Here is a 16,056-nt window from a genome sequence, read left to right as displayed (position 1 = left end):
GGTTACCGGGTGCCCGCCCCCAACGAAGCGCTTCTGATCAGCGGTCGGAAACAGCGCGGGGCGGACGCGTTACCGTTCAAGATCGTCACTGGGCACGGCGTCTTCGTCCCGCCCGTCATCGCCAAGGCCACCCGGCTCACCCTCGCCATGCAGGAGGCCGAGGTCGTCGAGGACTGCTACACCAAGCAGGGCCTGACCCTCGCCGTGCAGGCCGTCATCGCGTTCAAGGTCGGCGACGACCACGAGTCCATCGCCGCCGCGGCGCGCCGCTTCCAGGGTGACCAGCGGCAGATGCCCACGCTGGTCGGCCGGATCTTCAGCGGCCACCTCCGCAGCATCATCGGCAGCATGACCGTCGAGGCGATCATCCGCGAACAGCAGACCCTCGCCGACGCCATCGTCGACGCGAGCAAGACCGAGATGGCGCGGATCGGCCTGGCGGTCGACTCCCTGCAGATCAGCAGCATCGACGACAAGGGCGTCGGCTACATCCGGGCGCTTGCGGCCCCGCACCAGGCGAAAGTCAACCAGGACGCGGCGATCGCCCAGGCCGCCGCCGACCAGGCCAGCGCGATGGCGCAGCAGGAAAGCGCCAGGTTCCAAGCGGAGTACGCCCGGCAGACGGCCATCGCCCGGGCCCAGTACCAGGCGGAGATCGACCAGGCCCAGCAGACCGCCGCGCAGGCCGGCCCGCTCGCCGCGGCCCGGGCCCAGCAGGACGTGCTGGTCGAACGGTCACTCGTCGCTCAGAAGAACGCCGAGCTGCGCCAGGCCGAACTGATCGCCGAGGTGGTCCGCCCCGCCGAGGCCGAGGCCGCACGGATCCGTACGCTCGCCCAGGCCGAGGCCGACGCCACCAAACTGTCCGCCGAGGCAGCCGCGGCACAGGACCGGATCGCCCTGGACCAGATGGTCATCCAGCAGCTGCCGGAGCTGCTGCGAGCCGCCGCCCAAGGCCTGCAAGGCGCCAACGTCACCGTGCTCGACGGCGCCGAAGGACTCAACAGCGTGGTGGCGTCGCTGGCGGCACAGGGCACCGCGATGCTCGAGACGATCCGCGCGGGCCTGCGCGCCAACCCACCCGGCACCGACGTGGCGGCGCTCAACGGCAACCGGGCCGAGGCGCGCCCGAACGCCTGAAGGTGCGCCGTACGGCCCGGCAGCGTGAGCGGCTCGCTACCGCAGGATGTCGTCGATCGCCTGCCGGGCCTCCGCCTCGTACGTGGCCGCCGCGAGGTCGAACTCCGCCACCGGCAGCACGAGGGGCTCGGCCTGCGGCGGATCACCCAGTGCCCGCAGGCCCTTCAGCAGGCTCTTCGACTCACGTCCCCGAGCCAGGTAGAGCTCGCGCCCCGCCGCGGTCTGCCAGTACGCCCTCCCGTCCGTGCCGATCAGGCCCGCGGCGATGAGCCGTCCCGCGGCACCAGTGAACTCCGCCTCCTCGATGATCTGGCGCTCAAGGGCGTCGCAGTGGGCGATCACCTCGGACAGAGTCGTCGGCGAGTCGGCCGTGGCGCCTCCGATGCCGGCCAGTACCCAGGCGTCCTTGTCGATCCACGTCTGCGACATCAGCGGGTCCCTCCTCGGCGGTGATGATTCATACCCGGAATGTAAGTGGATCTCGCAAGGGGGTGCCGGGACTCCCGCATCACCCGACGACCCATGACGACGCCATCAGGTGAGACAAGATCAGGGGCTCCGGCCGGAGAAGTTGTGAGCATGGTCATGACGCCGGATCCGTTCCTCGCCTGGTCCGGCGAGCCCTCACGGCGCAAACGTGGTGAGGATCGCAGGGCATCGCCTTCTCGCGTCGCACGAACGTCATATGCGCCCAATATCGTCCGGCCTCGCGTTAGTCACTACAGACCCGAGGATGACCGTGTCGATCCGACGATTGATGGCCGCCGCCGTGTGCGGCCTGCTGTGTGCGGGCGTCGTGACGCTCGCGCCCACGCCGGCCTCAGCCGCAGATCCCCTTTACAAAGATCCGTCGCAACCCGTCGCCGCCCGCGTCGAGGACCTCATCTCGCGCATGAGCCTGGACGAGAAGATCGGGCAGATGGTCCAGGCCGAGCGGCACTACGCCAGCCCCGCCGACGTCTCCACCTTCCGCCTCGGTTCGATGCTGGCCGGTGGCGGCGAGGGACCCGCGCCGCAGTCGCCGCAGGTGTGGGCCGACCTGTACGACAGCTACCAGAGGGCGGCGCTCTCCACTCCGCTGGGCATCCCGATCATGTTCGGTATCGACGCCGTGCACGGCGCCAACCATGTGTACGGCGGCACCGTGTTCCCGCACAACGTGGGGCTCGGCGCGACGCGCGACCCGGCGCTGGTGGAGCGGATCGGGCGCGTGACCGCCACCGAGGTGGCGGCGACCGGCATCGACTGGACCTTCTCGCCCTGCCTCTGCGTGGCGCGCGACGACCACTGGGGCCGCGTCTACGAGTCCTTCGGTGAGACGCCCGCGAACCCCAGCGCGATGACCAGCCTCATCACTGGGATGCAGGGCCCGTCGCTGAACGAGCCGACGTCGATCCTGGCGACCGCCAAGCACTACGTCGCCGACGGCGGCACGGCCGGCGGCGTCGACCAGGGCGACGCCCGGATCAGCGAGGAGGAGCTGAGAGCCGTTCACCTCCCCCCGTTCCGCGAAGCGGTCCAGCGCAACGTGGCCAGCGTGATGCTGTCGTACTCGAGCTGGAACGGGCAGAAGCTGCACGCGCACCAGCATCTGATCACTGATGTCCTCAAGGGAGAGCTCGGCTTCAAGGGCATCGTGATCACGGACTGGGACGGCATCGCCCGGCTGGACGACACCTACGTCTACACCCCCGAGAAGGTCAGAACGGGCGTGAACGCCGGCATCGACGTCTTCATGGTCCCCGAGAACTATTGGTACCGGGAGTTCATCCGGTTGCTCCGCGACGAGGTGAACGCGGGCCGTGTCCCGCAGGCACGCGTCGACGACGCCGTCCGCCGCGTCCTCACGAAGAAGTTCGAGCTCGGGTTGTTCGAGCGGCCGTTCGCCGACCGGAGCCTCATGTCCACGGTGGGCAGCCCGGAGCACCGCGCCGTCGCCCGGGAGGCCGTCCAGAAGTCACAGGTGATCCTCAAGAACAACGGCATCCTGCCGCTCGGGAAGGCGCCGGGCAAGGTCTTCGTCGCGGGCAAGTCCGCTCACAACATCGGCTTCCAGAGCGGCGGCTGGACGATGCAGTGGCAGGGCGTCGACGGACCGAGCACTCCGGGAACGACCGTGCTGCAGGGCGTCCGGAACACGGTCGCGCCCGGCACCACCGTGACCTACGACCGTGAGGGTGACGGCATCGACGGTTCCTACGGGGCCGCGATCGCCGTCATCGGCGAGAAGCCGTACGCCGAGGAGTACGGCGACCGCACGGACGGCCTGCGGCTCGACGCCGAGGACCAGGCGCTGCTCGCCAAGCTCAAGGCGTCCGGCGTTCCGGTCGTCACGGTCCTGCTCTCCGGCCGCCCCCTGGACGTCACCGCCGAGCTGCCGGACATGTCGGCCCTCGTCGCCGGCTGGCTGCCCGGCACCGAAGGCCAGGGCGTCGCCGACGTGCTGTTCGGCGCGGTCCGGCCGACCGGCAAGCTGCCCGTGAGCTGGGCCCGCGACGTGGCACAGCAGCCGATCAACGACGGGGACGGCAAGACGCCGCTGTTCCCGTACGGATATGGCCTCACCTACGACCCGGTCATCCCCCTGCCGGCCGCGCCGTCGCCGAACGTCGACCCGCAGGGGCTGTCATGAAGCGCATTCTGATCGGCGCCGCAGCCGTGCTGACGACCCTGGTTCCCGCGCCGACGGCGGCCGTCGCAGCGGCACCCTCCTGCTCCGTGCAGGTCGTCGCCCACCAGGACGACGACCTGTTGTTCATGAACCCCGACATCCATCGGGACATCCGGGCCGGCATATGCGTCCGGACCGTGTACATCACCGCCGGCGACGCGGGCCGCGACGCCGGGTACTGGTCCGCGCGGGAAGCCGGGGTACGGGCGGCGTACGCGACGATGGCCGGCCGCCCGAACGAGTGGTCCGGCGCCACGCTCAGCGTCCAGGGCCGCGAGCTGCCCGTGTCCCGCCTGGCCGGGACGCAGGTCGAGCAGGTCTACCTGCGCCTGCCCGACGGCTTCGACGGCCGCGGGTCGGACCGGTACGCCGCCCAGAGCCTGCAGAAGCTCTGGGAGGGGCAGCTCGGGCGCATCACCACGGTCGACGGCACCGCCGGGTACACGCGTGCGGAGCTCATCTCCCTCCTGCACGATCTGCTCGCCCAGGCCGGTGCGGACGTCGTCCGGCTGCAGGACTTCCGCGGGGACAGCGGGCCGATCGGTGTCGACGGCGGCGACCGCGACCACCACGACCACCACGCCGCCGCGTACTTCGCGTACGCCGCACAGCGGTTGCTCACCACGCCGCACCGGACGACCGCGTACCGCGGCTACTCGATCAGCGAGCTGCCGGCCAACGTCACGGGCGCCGACCTGGACCTGAAGAAGGCGACGTTCTACGCGTACGCGGCCTTCGACGACCTGCTCGGGTGCAAGGACGACGCCTCGTGCGACGCGGACCCGACAGCAGGCGGCGGGCCGTCGGTCTACCGTCCGTGGCTGCCGCGGCAGTACGAGGTCCCCGGACCCGCCGCGGACGGCACGGTGGAGGTGCGTGCCATGAGCACCAGGTGCCTGGAGGTACGGGACTGGGTCACCACCAACGGCACCCCGGCACAGCTGCAGGACTGCGTGGGCTCGGCGAACCAACGGTGGACGTTCACCGCGGACGGTGCGTTGCGCGGGCTCGCGGAAAAGTGCCTCGACGCCGATCCGGCAAGCTCCGCCGTCCGAGTCTGGGACTGCACCGGCGCCCCCAACCAGCGGTGGACCCTCACCGGTGCCGGCGAGCTGCGCGGCCTCGACGACCGCTGCCTGGATCTGCGCGACGCGGACCTGCCGAACCGCACTCCGGCCGAGCTGCACCCGTGTACGGGCGAACCTCGTCAGAAGTGGCGCGTGGTCTGACCTCGCGCACCTTCTGACGACGGCACACGGGGTCCGCGCCGGCTTCCGGCGCGGACCTCACGCGCGGCGCGTCACGACGAGCCGGCCCGCCGAGGTCATCGCGATGGTCCTGTTCCGCAGGGGTAGGCGAGAACGTCGCCGCTCACGCTGACCTGCACCGTGCTCCCGGGTTCGGGGAGATCGGTGCCCGACAGGCGGGCGATGATGGGCACGCCTTCCGGTTGCAGGGAGAGCCGCACGGCGGCGTCATGGCCGTAGTAGCTGATCTCCTGCACCGTGGCCGTGGGCCCGCCGCCGGCGGGGTGCAGGTGAAGTTGCTCCGGGCGGATGAGCACCTCGGCCCGGCCCGTGACGCCGGACGAGCGGACGGTGAGCGTGCCCAGCGCACACGTCGCCGCGCCGTCGGCGACTTCCGCGGGCAGGAGCACAGCGTCGCCGAGGAAGCGTGCGATACGCGCGTCGCGCGGCCGCCGGTAGACGGTGACGGGCGAGTCGATCTGGGCGAGGCGTCCGTCGTGCATGATGCCGACCTGGTCGGCCAGGGACAGCGCCTCGGCCTGGTCGTGGGTGACCAGGACCGCGGTGGCCCCGGCGGCGCGCAGGGCGGTCGCGACGGCGAGCCGGGTGTCCTCCCGCAGGCCGGCGTCGAGGGCGCTGAAGGGCTCGTCGAGCAGGACGAGCTCGGGTTCCGGCGCCAGCGCCCGGGCCAGGGCGACCCGCTGCTGCTGGCCGCCGGACAGCTCGTGCGGGAACCGGCCGGCGATGTCCGCGTCGAGCCCGACGAGGTCGAGCAGTTCGCGGAGCCGGTGCGCGGAGCGCCGCCGGGGGCGGGACAGGCCGAAGGTGATGTTGGCGGCCACGTCGCGGTGCGGGAACAGGGCGCCTTCCTGCGGCACGTAGCCGATCCGCCGACGCTGCGGGGGAACCGAACGGCGGTCGGCGTAAGCGACCTGGTCGCCGAGCCTGATGGTGCCCGCGTCCGGGTCGGTGAAACCGGCGATCAGGCGCAGCAGGGTGCTCTTGCCGCAGCCGGAGGGGCCGAGCAGCGCGGTCAGGGTGCGGGCGGGCACGTGCAGGTCGATGCCGTCGAGCACCTGGGTCGTCCCGTACGCCTTGGTCAGGCCCTGCACGGTCAGCGCGGTCATGCGACGGCCGTCCTTTCCGGGTCGCGGGTGAGCAGGTAGGTGGCGGGCACGGACAACAGCACCATCACGGCGGCGTACGGAGCGGCCGAACCGTAGGCGAGCCCGTCGCTGTAGGCCCAGAACTGGGTGGCGAGTGTCTGCGTACCGGTCGGGGCGAGCAGCAGTGTGGCGGTCAGCTCGGTCACCGCCGCCACGAACACGAGCGCTGCTCCGGCGCCGAGGCCCGGGGTGATGAGGGGAAGCGTGACCCGTCGCAGGCTCGCGGCCGGTGACAGGCCGAGACTGTGCGCGACGTCGTCGAGCACCGGGGGTGCCTGGGCCAGCGCCGCCCGTACGCTGACCACGGCGCGGGGCAGGAACAGGATCGCGTAGGCGGCCACCACGAGGGGAACCGTCTGGTACAGGTCGGGAACGACCCGGATGCTGACGGTCACCAGGGCCAGGGCCACCACGATGCCCGGCAGCGCGTTGCCGAAGTAGGTGCTGCGCTCGACGAGAGTGGCCAGCCGGCCGGGACGGCGGACGTCCAGCCATGCGAGGGGCAGCGCCAGCCCGACCGTGACCAGTGCGGCGAGGGCGCCGAGCCCCAGCGAGGTGGCCGCGGCCGCTCCGAGCGGTCCGACCTCGACGTGGACCGAGGCTCCCTTGAGCAGCCAGTAGCCGAGGCTGCCCAGGGGTACGCCGAGGGCCAGCACGGTCAGCAGCCCCAGCCCCGCCAGGGCCGGCAGGGTCAGGGCACGCAGGCGAGCACGCGGGGCCGGGCGGGCGGAGCCCGAGCCGACCCGCGCGTAGCGGCCCCGGCCGCGCAGCCGCAGCTCGGCGAGCAGGAGCAGCAGGCAGCACAGGAGCAGGACGGCGGCGAGCATGGTGGCCGCGGAACCGTTGAACGAGGACTGGTACTGCTCGTAGATGGCCACGGTGAAGGTGGGGAACCGCAGCATCTGCAACGCGCCGAACTCGGCGAGCAGGTGCAGTCCGACCAGCAGGCACCCGCCGGCCGCGGCGGGGCGCAGCTGCGGCAGGACCACGGCGGCGAAGACCCGCAGCGGGCCGCGGCCCAGGGTGTATGCGGCTTCCTCGAGGGCGGGGTCGAGTCCGCGGAGCGTCGCTGCCACCGGCAGGTACACCAGCGGGAAGTAGGACAGGGTGACGATCAGCAGCGCGCCGCCGTAGCCGGTGGCGCCCGGCAGCAGCGACACCCAGGCGTAGCTGTTGACGAAGGCCGGGACCGCCAGCGGCGCCACCAGCAGCACACGCCACAGGGCTCGCCCGGGCACGGTGGTGCGTTCCACCAGCCACGCCGCCCCGATGCCGAGCACGGCGCTGGCGAGGACGCCGCCGCCGAGCAGGCGCGCGGTGTTGCCCAGCAGCTCCGCCGTGCGCGGTCGCAGCACCAGCCGGTGGATGTCCGCCCAGCCCGTGGTGGCCACGGAGAACGCGACGAAGCCCAGGGGCAGCAGCACCAGCAGCGCGACCAGGATCCCGAGCACCGGAACCGCGGCCGGGGAACGCCTCCTGCCGGGGAGCCGAGGTGCGGTGGTCGGGACGGAACCTGTCAGAGCAGACCCGCCTGTTGCATCAGCTGGACCACCTCGGGGCCGTTGAGCTTGGCCGGGTCCACCGCGGGCGGATCGAGCTCACTCATCGGCTTGAGCTTCGGGTTGGCCACCCCGTCGGCGACCGGGTACTCCATGGCCTTGCTGTCGGCGAGCACCTGCTGGCCGGTCTTGCTGGTCAGGAACGCAAGGAACTGCTGAGCCTGTGCCTTCTTGTCACTCGAGGCGAGCACACCCGACCCCGAGACACTCAGGAACGCCCCCGGGTCGGCCTTGCCGAAGAACTTCAGCTGGGCGTTGGCGCTGCCGGTGCCGCCCGCGGCCCGGTCCTTGTACCAGTAGTAGTGGTAGCTGATCCCGGCCGGAACCTCGCCGGTGTCGACCCCCTTGAGGATCGCGATGTTGTTCGTGTAGATCTTGGCGTTCCGCTTGAGCCCGTCCAGCCACTGCCGGGTGGCGTCGGTGCCCTTCAGCGCGAGCACGGCGCTGACGATGGCCTGGAAGTCCGCTCCGGAGGGCGCGATGCCGAACCGGCCCTGCCATGCCGGCTGGGCGAGGTCCATGATGGAGGCGGGCTGCTGGTCCTCGGGCAGCGCCTTGGTGTTGTAGACGAGCACCGTGGAGCGGGCGGCGTAGCCGATCCAGTTGTGGTTCGACGGGACGAAGCCCGGGGGCACCTGCGCCACGGTCTGGTCGTCGACGCGTGCGAACAGGCCCTTGGCGTCGACCAGGCCCATGGCCGGCGAGTTCTCGGTCATGAACACGTCCGCCGGCGACGCCTTGCCCTCCTGCACGATCTGGTTGGCAAGCTCCGAGTCGGCACCGGGCCGGATCTTGACCTTGATGCCGGTCTGCTGGGTGAACGTGTCCACCATCGTCGAGAGCAGCTCGCCGTGCGGCGCCCCGTACACGATCAGGGTGTCCTCGTCATCACCCGAGCCGCTTCCGCAGGCGGCCAGGGTTCCGACCAACAGCACGGCCAAGAGCCGCTTCCACCGACGCATGCTGTCCCCTCGCTCCCACCAGCCGTTCTTAGGTTAGGAATACCTTAGGCGGCCGCCTCGAGGTCCCGGGAAGTGACGCAAGTCTCCCCTGCTCAAGCCCCACGAGGGACACCCGGCGACAAACCGCCCGGGCGGGTGGACAGTTAGGTTGGCCTTACCTTACTGTCCCGGCCGTGAACTCTCCTGCCGACCCACGCCCCCTGGGGTGGGACCTGCTGGCACACGGGGACCGGCCGGCGCTGATCACGTCCCGGGCGGCGATCTCGTACGCCGAGCTGGCGCGCCGCGTGGCCAGGGCCGCCCGCCGGCTCGGCGGCGGCAGGCGCCTCGTCCTCATCGCCGGCGCGAACGAGGTGGAAGCCGTCGTGGCATACCTCGGCGCGCTCGAGGCGGGGCATCCCGTGCTCCTGGCACCGGGCGACAACCCGGCCGCGGTCGAGACGCTGGCGGCCACCTACGACCCGGATGTGGTCGTCCGGAAGGTGGGCCGCCGCTGGCGGTACGAGCAGCGTCGGCGCGGATCAGCGCACGACCTGCATCCGGAGCTGGCGTTGCTGCTGACCACGTCCGGCTCCACCGGTTCGCCGAAGCTGGTCCGGCTGTCCCACGACAGCCTGCGGGCGAACGCGGAGTCGATCGCGACGTACCTGGGCGTCCGCGCGACCGACCGGGCGGCGACGACGCTGCCCATGTCCTACTGCTACGGCCTGTCGGTGATCAACAGCCATCTGACCAGAGGCGCTGGAGTGATCCTGACCGATCTGTCCGTCGTCGACCCCTGCTTCTGGGAGTTGTTCGGCCGCGCCGAGGGCACCACGTTCGCCGGCGTGCCCTACACGTTCACGCTGCTCGACCGGGTCGGGTTCGAGACCATGCGGCTGCCGCACCTGCGGTATGTCACCCAGGCCGGGGGCCGGCTGGCGCCCGAGCGGGTACGGCGCTACGCGGAGCTGGGTCGCCGGCACGGATGGGACATGGTCGTCATGTACGGGCAGACCGAGGCGACAGCCCGGATGGCGTACCTCCCCCCGGAGCTCGCCGCCAGCCACCCGGGAGCGATCGGCGTACCGGTCCCCGGCGGTGACCTGCGGCTGGAGCCCGTCGACGGTGCCGCCGATGCGGACAGCGGCGAGCTGGTCTACACCGGACCCAACGTCATGCTCGGGTACGCCGAACGACCCGCGGACCTCGCCCTCGGCCGCACCGTGCACGAGCTGCGTACCGGGGACATCGCCCGGCACACCGCCGACGGCCTGTACGAGATCGTCGGTCGGCGCAGCCGGCTGGCGAAGGTCTTCGGGCTGCGCATCGACCTGGAGCGCGTCGAGGCACGCCTCGAAGCCGACGGCGTGACCGCGTGGTGCATCGGCGGCGACGACGAGCTGGTGGTGGCGGTCCAGGCCGACCACCACGACCCCGACCTCGACCGGCTGGTCGCCTCCCGCTGCGGGCTGCCCCCACGTTCCGTACGGCTGATCGTGGTCCCCGAGCTCCCCCGGCTGCCGTCGGGCAAGCCGGACTACCAAGCCGTCGCCGCGCTCCCCCGCACCGCGCCCCCGTCCGCAGGCTCTCCACCCGCGGACCTGCGCGCCCTCTACGGCGAGATCCTCGATCGGCCCGACGTGAGCGACGGCGACAGCTTCGTGAGTCTCGGCGGCGACTCGCTGTCGTACGTGGAGATGTCCGTACGGCTGGAGGAGGCCCTGGGCGATCTCCCGCCGGGCTGGCACACGATGCCGATCCGGGAGTTGTCGGCCAGGCCGACGCCGGCCGTGCGGCGGCAGATGATCGACACGACCGTGGTCCTGCGCGCGGTGTCGATCGTTCTCATCGTCGGCTCCCACATCTCCGTCTTCACCGTTCACGGCGGCGCGCATCTGTTGCTGGCGGTCGCCGGATTCAACTTCGCGCGTTTCCACCTCACCCCGGCCGCCCGGGGCGAGCGTGCCCGGCACATCGCCGGCACCGTGGCACGCGTCGCACTGCCGACATCGATCTTCGTCGCGGCGGTCGTGCTGCTCACCGACTACGCGTACGGCTGGAAGAACGTCCTGCTGCTCAACGAGGCGATCGGCCCTCGCACCGGCGACGAGCGCCACCTGTGGTTCATCGAGACGTACGTCTACATCCTGCTGGCGTTGATGCTGGCGATGACGGTTCCGGCGGTGGACCGGTGGGAGCGGAGGATGCCGTTCGCCGTACCGGCGGCGGTTCTCGGCCTTGCCCTCACCGTCCGGTACGGCCTGGTCCCGGTCTCGCCGTGGGACCACATGGCGACGCCGGTGCAGCTGTTCTGGCTCTTCGCGCTCGGCTGGACGGCCGGCAAGGCACGCGTCGCCTGGCAACGCTGGCTGGTCACCGCGATCGCCGCGGCCGCGGTCGTCAACTACGACAGCGAACGGCTTCAGGTAGCGGTCGTGGCGGCGGGGATCCTGCTGCTCGTCTGGGTGCCGAAGCTCCCGAGCCCGATGCTCCTTCGCCGGCCGGTCGGCGCCCTGGCCGGCGCGTCGCTGTCGATCTACCTGACGCACTGGCACGTCTACCCGGTCGTCGACGACTACTCCCCGGTCCTCGCCCTGGTCGCCTCGCTGGTCGTGGGGGTGCTCTACGGCGGCGCGGTGCAGCGCGTGACGACCATGGTGCCGCGGTTGCGCCGGCCGGTGCGAAAGCCGGCGGCCGATACGGTACGCAGTGACGACCGCCGCGCCCCAGCCGGCCGGCAAGGGCGCTGATCATGGGGTCGGACCTGTCGCCGGTCATCGCGGCAACCGCGCACTGGCTGATCACCGCCTTTCCCCCGACCGGGCGCTGGCGGCGTCAGCGGTCACCGCCCTGGACGGTGGGGAGCACACTGCCGGGCTCGCCTGCGAGTTCCGCCGCCTGACCGACCCTGACGATCTCGACCGCCGAGCCGCGGCACTGCTCCGCCACCCCGACCTCGTACAGCCGATCACCGACCTGCACCGGTCGGAGCTCCACCGCCGTCTGGAGCCGGTCACCGGCCGGACCACCTGACGCCACCGCTCGAAACTCGATGGCTCCGCCGGCCCGGGCCGTGTGATGATCGACATCGGGTCGCTAGCTCAACTGGTAGAGCATCCGGCTGAACAGCGCGTCCGCTTCCCGCCCACGCGGTCATGGGAGTGCTTCCTTCTCTTCTTATGGGATCGGAGGGTTCGGGGTTCGAGTCCCCGGCGGCCCACATGGACGAAAAGGTCATCATCCAGAAGACTCTGCGCGTGCCGGCGAGCGCCGGCGCGGCCGGTGACGGTACGCCGGTCGCGCGGCAGCTGGATGCGGCGCTGCTGGACGTCGGGTTCTCGGCGTCGCGGGCATTGCTGGACCACATCGGCGCCCTGGCACCGGAACCGGCGATGGAGCTCGCATCCACCGTCGTGTCCGCGGTGCGTGAGCTGGTCGGCGACCACGTGTCGCACAACGCCTACTTCATCGGCTTCCCGGACGACGTGCCGGACACCGTCGAGTTCTGGACGGAGCGGCTGCGCGCGGCCGTGCTCACCGGTGGCGGCCCGGTGCTCTCCGGTGCGGTCAACCTGCTCGAGCTGCCGGGCTACGGCACCTATCAGCACACGTACGAGGAGCTGCTGGCCGCCCACGACGAGCTGGTCGCCGGCACCGGAGACCGGGTGACCCTGCTCCACCTCGGCGACACCGCCGAGGTGGAGGCGCAGCGCCTCTACCTCTCGCTGGCGGGCCGCACGACGACGCTCGGCGAGGCGGACCTGGAGATTCTCAGCCGGCTGGCGGTCGCCTGCATGGACGGCGTGCAGCCGACCGGTATCCCGGTGCGGGAGAACCGCGCGGTGCTCAACGGGGTCCGGCTCGTCCTCGGCCGGCCGCTGGTCGCGGTGGACAGCACGACCGACGTGCTGCGCCTGGCCTGCCACGTCTCCGGCGGCGACGTCTCGCTCGCGACGCCCACGCGGTTCCGTGCCTTCCCGCGCCGGGAGCGGCGGGTCCTGCTGGCTGCCCTGAACCAGGTCGTTGCCGCGAGCCCGGCCAAGCTCGGGGATGTCGCCCGCTACGCGGAGCGGTGGAAGCGACTCGGGGAACGGCTACACCCTCACGAGTACGCCGAGTGGCCGCACGCCCGGGAGGTGTTCGCGGTCGCACGCGGCGAGCGGCGGGTCCCCAGCCTTGCCGGCCGCGCCGAGGAGGCGTTCCGCGCCGGCGCCGTCGGTACGGCCGCGTCGGTGCTGTCGGCCGCGCCGGGCATGCTCCTGCGCTCCGCCGACCGGTTGCTGCGGCAGGCCACGCAGCCGGAGCGCGCCGCCGTGGTCGAGGCCGTCACCGCGGCCCTCGGATCGGCATCCGGCCGGGTGCTGTGCTCGCTGCGGGAGCACATCGGCAACCGGTTGACGCCCGCATCAGCCCGCATGTATGCAAGCCGTTCGCGGAATGCGTGGATCGGGCCGGACCGGCGGTCACCGCTGCCGGCCGAGCTGGTGGCCGAACTGTCGTCGCTGCTCGACGCCGAGATCGGCAGCCGGCTGCCGCAGCCGGAGCGCCCGCTGCTGGTGGACCCGGAGGTGCTGGACGTCGCGCTGCCGCTGTCCGGCAAGGCCACCGAGGGCGGTTTCCGGGTGCTCCCGCGAGGCTCGCGAGCGTCGGTGTCCGGCGAACTGCTGCGCTTCTTCACCTACTGGCGGCAGACCAGCCGCCGCACCGACTACGACCTGTCCGTCCTGCTGCTCGACGACGACTTCCACACCGCCGGCCAGGTGTCGTGGACGAACTACCACCACGACGGCGCGGTGCACTCCGGCGACATCACCGACGCACCGGACGGCGCGACGGAGTTCATCGACGTGCCGCTGACGGTCGGCGGCCGCTACGTGGTCCCCCAGGTCAACATCTACTCCGGCGAGTCGTTCGACCAGGTCGCCGAGTCGATGTTCGGCTACCAGGCCCGCACTCTGGACCAGCGCGGCGCCCCGTTCGACGCGCGCACCGTACGAGCGCGCTCGCAGATGCGCGGCCCGGGCCGGGTCGCGCTGCCGACGGTGTTCGCCAAGACCGATCACGGCTGGCAGGCGGTGTGGCTGCACCTGCACCTCACCGGCCGTCCGTCGTTCAACCGGGTGGAGGACAACACCTTCACCACGGCCGATCGCGTACGGGCCCTGATGGAGCGGCGCTACCTCACCATCTCCTACCTCGTCGACCTCTGGCGCGAGCGGACCGACGTGAACACCTGGGACGGGCGGCTGCCGGACGAGCCGGTCACGTTCCTCGGCCTCGAAGCCCCCGAGGGTCTGCCCGAGGGTTCGGAGGCATATACCCTGGATCGACTCGGTGAGCTGATCCCCGAGTAGCCGTGACGGCCGAGGCCATGCGGGAGCTTCCTGCTATTCCGTTCGAATCGGGAACCTCCGCGCAAGCGGAGGACTGGTCATCCAGCACCCGCGCTCTCCTCGGCCCGTCACCGGCACACGTGACTCCGCGGTGCGGTCACTCCTGAGCTGCAACACGAGAACCGCTCGGCGTCCTGAGGGCCCCGCCGATGACTGCATCGACTCGTCGCCAGGCCGTACATCAGGAGGCCCTCATGTCACCGGCATCACCGCGAACCACGCTGGCTCCACGGACCCCCGAGGCCGTCCCCCTGTCCGCCGGCGGCTCCAGCACTCCCGACTACGTACCGACGATCCTCGTCGCCGACGACGACGAGGCCATCCGCGACCTCATCACCGTCAAGCTGGAGCGAGCCGACTACCGCGTCCTGACCGCCGACAACGGCGCCGCCGCCCTGCACATCGTCGAGAAGCAGCTGCCGGATGCCGTCATCCTCGACATCAGCATGCCGGACCTCGACGGGCTCGAGGTCTGCTACCGGATGCAGACCCTGCGAGCCACCGTCGACATCCCCGTCCTCATCGTCAGCTCCCGCAGCGGGCACAACGACATCAGTCTCGCCCTCACCATCGGCGCAGACGACTACCTGGTCAAACCATTCAACCCCGCAGACCTCGTACGCCGGATCCGCTGGCTCCTGCTGGCGAACGACCACTGAACCCCCGGCCGGTGGCACTGATGCGGGACATCCCGGAAGAGTGGCGGCGCGTCTACGACCTGATCGCGGTGGTGGAGACACAGATCCGCCCGGAGTACGCCACCCTTTCGCACCTGAGCACCGAGGCCGATCGACTGGTCTCTCTGCATCCGACCTCGGCAGAGGCGCGGTACCTGCGCGCACTGGCGCTCTACGACCGCTGGGACTACCACAACGGCGACGTAGACGAAGCGGCGCAAGAGATGCATGCGGTGCTCCATATGGAGCCGTACCATCAGTGGGCGTGCTGGCACGCCATCGTCCTGTCGTACACCCTGGGAGACCACGACTCGGTCCTCGAGCTGTTCGCACGGGTGAACCGTGAGTACTTCGCGAAGGACCACAAGGACTGGCGCTTCGTCAAGGCCTGGGAGTATGCGCTGTGCAGCCGGCTCCGCACAGGTCGCCTCAAGGCGTTCGAAGGCGAGCTCGACGAGCTGATCGATGCATTCGTGAAGGTTGCGGACGATCCGGATGAGGGACTCGAACGACCGAACCAGCTCTTGGCCATCTATCGGGAGCTGAGAAGCGGCGCGTTACGTGAACTGCTCGAGAGACAGCTTGCCCGCCTTGTGCCGGGCGGTTGGATCGAACCGGAAGAGCTGGCAGAAGTCTCGTAAGCGCGAGGCTCTCGGGCGGCGGCCCGGTCGAGGTCCAACGACCATCTCCTCCGCTACAGAGCGATGTCCTGCCGCAGTTGCGTGGCACCGTGCAGATAGACGTGGCGGACCAGGTGGCGGGGACGGTCGGTCTCGGCGTACGCCATCAGCCGGATCACCCGGGGCAGTGCGCCCGGGACGTCGATCTCGCCGGCACACAGCATCGGGACGTCGGCGAAGCCGATCTTACGGGCGGCCACCGCGGGGAATTCCGCGGTGAGGTCGGACGTGGTCGTGAACAGCACGCTGATCACGTCGTCGATGAGCAGGTCGTTGCGGGTCAGCACCTCGGTGACGAGCTCGGTGGTGGCTTCCAGGATCAGCTCCCGCTCGTCCGCGTCGACCTGGGTGGCACCTCGGATGGCGCGCACCGGCTGCTCCTCACTGCTCCGCTCGGACGGTGTGCGGGCACAGGCCGGCGACCGGTCCGCCGCCCGCCACCGCCACATCGAACTCGCTCTGCTTCGCGGAGCTCATCGTGTGCTGCTCGGTCTCGGAGATGATGAAGGCGGCGAGTCGGGTGATGCCTTCGTCGATCTCGGTGGGTGTGAGGTAGCTGGTGGACAGGCGGAGGGCGTG

14 protein-coding genes and 1 tRNA gene are annotated in these 16,056 nt (G+C 70.9%); 9 read left to right on the top strand and 6 right to left on the bottom strand.

The features are described 5' to 3' along the window. Positions 1-9: 9 nt before the first annotated feature. The gene (locus tag AB0J80_RS27990; RefSeq protein WP_364710598.1) at positions 10-1,140 is read left to right on the top strand and encodes an SPFH domain-containing protein; all 1,131 of its coding nucleotides are present in this window, start codon (positions 10-12) and stop codon (positions 1,138-1,140) included. A gap of 36 nt (positions 1,141-1,176) precedes the next feature. Here AB0J80_RS27990 and AB0J80_RS27985 read toward each other — a convergent pair whose 3' ends face one another. Further along, positions 1,177-1,569, bottom strand: coding sequence for a hypothetical protein (locus AB0J80_RS27985; protein ID WP_364710596.1), 393 nt, complete (start codon positions 1,567-1,569; stop codon positions 1,177-1,179). 304 nt (positions 1,570-1,873) lie between these two features. Between AB0J80_RS27985 and AB0J80_RS27980 the strand changes: the two genes are divergently transcribed. Together AB0J80_RS27980 and AB0J80_RS27975 are read left to right on the top strand one after the other, a co-directional pair. Further along, positions 1,874-3,772: a glycoside hydrolase family 3 N-terminal domain-containing protein gene (locus AB0J80_RS27980; protein ID WP_364710593.1), complete on the top strand. Its 1,899-nt coding sequence runs from the start codon at positions 1,874-1,876 to the stop codon at positions 3,770-3,772. Beyond that, positions 3,769-5,040, top strand: a complete 1,272-nt coding sequence (locus AB0J80_RS27975) for a ricin-type beta-trefoil lectin domain protein (RefSeq protein WP_364710591.1) — start codon at positions 3,769-3,771, stop codon at positions 5,038-5,040. Before AB0J80_RS27980 ends, AB0J80_RS27975 begins: the two co-directional genes overlap by 4 nt. A 95-nt stretch (positions 5,041-5,135) precedes the next feature. Here the strand turns inward: AB0J80_RS27975 and AB0J80_RS27970 are convergent, their stop codons facing one another. The 3 genes from AB0J80_RS27970 to AB0J80_RS27960 form a co-directional block, all read right to left on the bottom strand. Beyond that, positions 5,136-6,185 carry an ABC transporter ATP-binding protein gene (locus tag AB0J80_RS27970; RefSeq protein ID WP_364710588.1) on the bottom strand — a complete coding sequence of 350 codons (1,050 nt, stop codon included), beginning with the start codon at positions 6,183-6,185 and terminating at the stop codon, positions 5,136-5,138. Next, on the bottom strand, positions 6,182-7,675 hold the full coding sequence (locus AB0J80_RS27965; protein WP_364710585.1) for an iron ABC transporter permease: 1,494 nt from the start codon (positions 7,673-7,675) through the stop codon (positions 6,182-6,184). The genes AB0J80_RS27970 and AB0J80_RS27965 overlap by 4 nt, the downstream gene beginning before the upstream one ends. A gap of 65 nt (positions 7,676-7,740) precedes the next feature. Further along, positions 7,741-8,745 (bottom strand): iron ABC transporter substrate-binding protein, encoded by a 1,005-nt coding sequence (locus AB0J80_RS27960; protein ID WP_364710584.1) that lies wholly within the window; start codon positions 8,743-8,745, stop codon positions 7,741-7,743. Between the two features lie 173 nt (positions 8,746-8,918). Here AB0J80_RS27960 and AB0J80_RS27955 point away from each other — a divergent pair, with 173 nt between their 5' ends. The 6 genes from AB0J80_RS27955 to AB0J80_RS27930 all read left to right on the top strand — a co-directional run bounded on the left by AB0J80_RS27955 (position 8,919) and on the right by AB0J80_RS27930 (position 15,438). Continuing rightward, positions 8,919-11,477, top strand: coding sequence for an AMP-binding protein (locus tag AB0J80_RS27955; protein WP_364710582.1), 2,559 nt, complete (start codon positions 8,919-8,921; stop codon positions 11,475-11,477). Beyond that, positions 11,437-11,760, top strand: a complete 324-nt coding sequence (locus AB0J80_RS27950) for a hypothetical protein (RefSeq protein ID WP_364710580.1) — start codon at positions 11,437-11,439, stop codon at positions 11,758-11,760. The genes AB0J80_RS27955 and AB0J80_RS27950 overlap by 41 nt, the downstream gene beginning before the upstream one ends. A 57-nt stretch (positions 11,761-11,817) precedes the next feature. Further along, positions 11,818-11,947: transfer RNA gene (locus AB0J80_RS27945), tRNA-OTHER, on the top strand. Position 11,948: 1 nt separating this feature from the next. Then, positions 11,949-14,081, top strand: a complete 2,133-nt coding sequence (locus AB0J80_RS27940) for a hypothetical protein (RefSeq protein ID WP_364710577.1) — start codon at positions 11,949-11,951, stop codon at positions 14,079-14,081. Positions 14,082-14,314: 233 nt separating this feature from the next. Beyond that, on the top strand, positions 14,315-14,779 hold the full coding sequence (locus AB0J80_RS27935; protein WP_364710575.1) for a response regulator: 465 nt from the start codon (positions 14,315-14,317) through the stop codon (positions 14,777-14,779). Positions 14,780-14,799: 20 nt separating this feature from the next. Continuing rightward, complete coding sequence (locus AB0J80_RS27930; RefSeq protein WP_364710574.1) at positions 14,800-15,438, top strand: hypothetical protein; 639 nt, start codon at positions 14,800-14,802, stop codon at positions 15,436-15,438. Between the two features lie 53 nt (positions 15,439-15,491). On the opposite strand, the gene aroH is transcribed toward AB0J80_RS27930, so the two are convergent. Then, complete coding sequence (aroH, locus tag AB0J80_RS27925; RefSeq protein ID WP_364710571.1) at positions 15,492-15,848, bottom strand: chorismate mutase; 357 nt, start codon at positions 15,846-15,848, stop codon at positions 15,492-15,494. A gap of 10 nt (positions 15,849-15,858) precedes the next feature. Then, on the bottom strand, positions 15,859-16,056 hold a 198-nt coding region (locus AB0J80_RS27920; protein WP_364710568.1), incomplete at its 5' end, for a hypothetical protein.

This window comes from Actinoplanes sp. NPDC049548 (assembly GCF_040676695.1).
Classification (GTDB): Bacteria; Actinomycetota; Actinomycetes; order Mycobacteriales; family Micromonosporaceae; genus Actinoplanes.
The sequence above is the reverse complement of the archived record's forward strand: the minus strand, read 5'-3'. Positions and strand labels throughout refer to the sequence as shown.